The 3,345-nt window shown below is 40.1% G+C and carries 6 protein-coding genes; 5 read left to right on the forward strand and 1 reads right to left on the reverse strand.

Translation table 11 applies throughout. The features are described from left to right. Positions 1-188: 188 nt before the first annotated feature. From ACH0AB_RS11665 to bfr (ACH0AB_RS11685), 5 genes are all read left to right on the forward strand, one after another. A complete protein-coding gene (locus tag ACH0AB_RS11665) occupies positions 189-854 on the forward strand; it encodes a MotA/TolQ/ExbB proton channel family protein (RefSeq protein WP_406878245.1) in 666 nt (221 codons plus the stop codon). 47 nt (positions 855-901) lie between these two features. Next, entirely contained in the window at positions 902-1,303 is a 402-nt protein-coding gene (locus tag ACH0AB_RS11670) for an ExbD/TolR family protein (protein WP_007116453.1), read from the forward strand. Positions 1,304-1,379: 76 nt separating this feature from the next. Beyond that, on the forward strand, positions 1,380-1,583 hold the full coding sequence (locus ACH0AB_RS11675) for a (2Fe-2S)-binding protein (RefSeq protein ID WP_007116452.1): 204 nt from the start codon (positions 1,380-1,382) through the stop codon (positions 1,581-1,583). A 202-nt stretch (positions 1,584-1,785) separates the two neighbouring features. Beyond that, positions 1,786-2,265, forward strand: a complete 480-nt coding sequence (gene bfr / locus ACH0AB_RS11680; RefSeq protein ID WP_062333970.1) for a bacterioferritin — start codon at positions 1,786-1,788, stop codon at positions 2,263-2,265. A 35-nt stretch (positions 2,266-2,300) separates the two neighbouring features. Then, positions 2,301-2,771: a bacterioferritin gene (bfr, locus tag ACH0AB_RS11685; protein ID WP_406878246.1), complete on the forward strand. Its 471-nt coding sequence runs from the start codon at positions 2,301-2,303 to the stop codon at positions 2,769-2,771. A 262-nt stretch (positions 2,772-3,033) separates the two neighbouring features. On the opposite strand, the gene ACH0AB_RS11690 is transcribed toward bfr (ACH0AB_RS11685), so the two are convergent. Further along, on the reverse strand, positions 3,034-3,345 hold a 312-nt coding region (locus tag ACH0AB_RS11690; RefSeq protein ID WP_406878247.1), incomplete at its 5' end, for a zinc-binding dehydrogenase.

The following is a 3,345-nucleotide window of genomic DNA, read 5'->3' on the forward strand; positions in this document are numbered from 1 at the left end:
GCTCGTAATTTTGAGTCAATGATTTACCTCGCTTGCATCATTATTCATGTTAAAGTGAATTGAGGACACAGCCTAATACAGTCGCTTGTTAAATTGAACCTAATTTTTAATATTTTTGTTGATAATGATTATCATTTATACTAACATTTAAAGTTAGTTTTTATATTTATCGTGTTATAGGAATGATTATGGATTTTGCAAATTACTGGCAATATACAGATGTAGTGACCAAGACGTTATTTTTTGTATTAATTGTTTTATCGATACTGTCTTGGATTACAGGCATTTTACGTATCTTAAATAGCCAAAAAATTGCCAAAACAGTGTCGCAAGATTTGACCCAGAAAATTCACCAACAGCAAGCTCAACTTACTACCTTATCTCTAGACAATCAAAAATTGGTCACTGAGCAGCAGCTACTGCAACAGCTCAATCGCTACCGTTTTGCCAGTGAGCAGGGCTTAAATATCCTTGGTACGACTGCTGCCATTGCCCCTTTTATTGGGCTATTTGGTACCGTGTGGGGGATTTTTCATGCCTTAGATAGCATCGCTAAATCAGGTCAAGCAGGACTTGGTCAAGTCGCAGGACCGGTTGGGGAGGCTTTGATTATGACTGGGCTTGGGCTTGCGGTAGCGATTCCTGCAGTGATTATGTACAATGTCGTAGTACGAATCAATCGCAAAGCCATGCACCAAGCGAATGACACGGCGCATACCTTACTTGCCAACGTGTTAATGAATTCTTCGAGCCAAGTTACGCAAACTAGTGTAGCCACCCAGCCCCATTTGCAAACCAGCTCGCAGCCCAAGCAACAAACTAACGCCGCTGACTTAATGCTGAAAAAAGCCTAACCTTGACCCATCGCTAAACAGATAAATAGATAAACAGGGAATAACTTATGGCATTTCAACTCGGTGATGACGCTTCGACGGGCATGAATGAAATCAATCTGATTCCACTGATTGATATCATGCTGGTATTGATGATTATTTTTTTGGTGACGGCAACGGTAATCAATCCCAGTGTACCGCTAAATTTGCCCAAAACCTCAGCACAAGTCAATGAAGCCCCGCCCAAAGTGATACAAGTAAGCATTGATAAAGATGGCAAGATTTTTTGGGATGATGCCAGTATCAGTTTGGCACAATTAAACACACGCTTTGCCGAACAAGGCAAATTAAGCGAGACCCCAAGCATTCAGCTGCGCGTCGATAAAGACAGTCGATATGATACCGTCGCGCAAATCCTAGCAACAGCGAGCGAAAACAAGCTAACCAAGATTGCGTTTGTCAGTGAATAACCTGATTGATAAAATTTTTATTGATAATAAGAATAATTATCATTATTATATAAGAAAATTTATCAACGAGGTGCGTATGTTTGTGTGTATCTGTAATGCCGTCAAAGAAAGTCAAATCAAAACAGCCATTGAACAAGGTCATGACAGCTTAGAGGCATTACAAGCTGAGCTTGATGTGGCTACTTGTTGTGGCGGATGTCAGCCAATGATTGAAGGTTATCTCGAAGAGTACGCCCAGAGCATCAATAACTATACGCACCTATTTATTGAAGTTGCCTAATGTATTAACGTTGCCTAGTTTATTAAATTGCCTAATGAGCTGTTAGCGTACACACCCAGGCTTATTCATTAATCTCAATGAATGAGCGACTGACAAATATTGTAAATTATTTGCTGCGATGAATTGTTTTTAACATCACTTTAATTTAGTATTTCAGATAATACCCAACCTTTGTTTCTGTTCATTTTTCAAGGATATACCCATGAAAGGCAGCCAAGCTGTTATTGATTATCTAAATTTCTTAATTAGTGGTGAACTGGGGGCTCGTGACCAGTACTTTATTCATGCGCAAATGTATCATGAATGGCATTATCCAAAACTTCATACGCGTATGCATCATGAAATGGAAGAAGAAAGCGATCATGCGCGTGCCTTAATCAATCGGGTGTTGATGCTAGAAGGCACACCCAACATGAAAGTTGCCGATATCAACATCGGTCATGATGTGCCAAGTATGCTAAAAGCCGATCTTCAGCTTGAGTATGCGGTTCGTCAACATCTTAAAGACGGCATTGCGCTTTGTGAGCAAGAGCAAGACTATGTAACCCGTGAGATTTTGGTCGCCCAATTGGTCGATACCGAAGAAGACCATGCGCATTGGTTGGAGCAGCAGTTAAGACTGATTGATATGATGGGACTAGCCAATTATCTGCAATCTCAGCTCGGTGATATCTCTGAATAAGGCGACAAAGCAATAAGGCAACTAAGGTAAACATTATGCAAGTCGATAAAGAAATTCTAAGAGCGCTAAACCAAGTTTTGGGTCAGGCATTGATTGCTATTAACCAATACTTCTTACACGCGCGTATCGCCAAAAACTGGGGACTGAGTGAACTCAATGAAAAATTGTATCATCAGTCGATTCATGAGATGAAATGGGCAGATGACCTCATTGAGCGTATCTTAATACTAGATGGTCTACCAAACTTGCAAGAGCTTGGCAAAATTTTAATCGGTGAAAATGTCGCTGAAATTTTGCGTTGTGATTTGCAACTCGAGTATCAAAAAACTGACATCATCAAAAATGCGATTGCTTTATGTGAGCAGAAAAGCGATTTTGTCTCTCGCAAATTATTGATCAAACTCAAAGACGGGAGTGAAGAGCACATTGATTGGCTAGAAACGCAAATGGAACTGCTGACCTCGATGGGTATCGAAAATTATACGCAAAGTTTATTAGATTCATAAAGCGTATTAGCGTGTCGGAATAACTGTATGAACCATCAATATACCCAAGCCGCGTTGATTTCTGTCATCTCTATACTGATGGCAGGGCTTATCATTATCTTAGTGGCAGTAATTTATTGATTGTCGTTTTAGTTGTCGAGTGTGGCATATTGGCATAGCCAAGATGATGGGTGATTTCGGCTGGCAGTTTTCGTTCTGCCAGCCGTTTGGTGAGTTATTTTAAGGGTCTGTGTTGCCCAAGATATGTTCTACAAGATGCGTGTTAGAAACCTTCTAGTACAATTTTGCCTTTTGACTTGCCTGATTCAAGCAGCTTATGTGCTTTTTCCAAGTTTGCAGCGTTAATTTTGCCTAGATTTTGGTTAAGCGTACTTCTAATTTTTTGCTGGTCAACTAACTGGGCAACCTGTTGCAATAGATCACCTTGCTTTTCGATATCATCGGTTTCAAACATTGAGCGGGTGAACATGAGCTCCCAATGGATAGAAATAGATTTAGTCTTAAACGGCATAATATCAAAGGTTTGTGGATCATCGATCAATCCAAGCTTACCTTGTGGTGCAATCAGAGAAAC

The organism is Moraxella sp. 179-F 1C4 NHS (assembly GCF_045370505.1).
Taxonomy (GTDB): Bacteria; Pseudomonadota; Gammaproteobacteria; order Pseudomonadales; family Moraxellaceae; genus Faucicola; species Faucicola tetraodonis.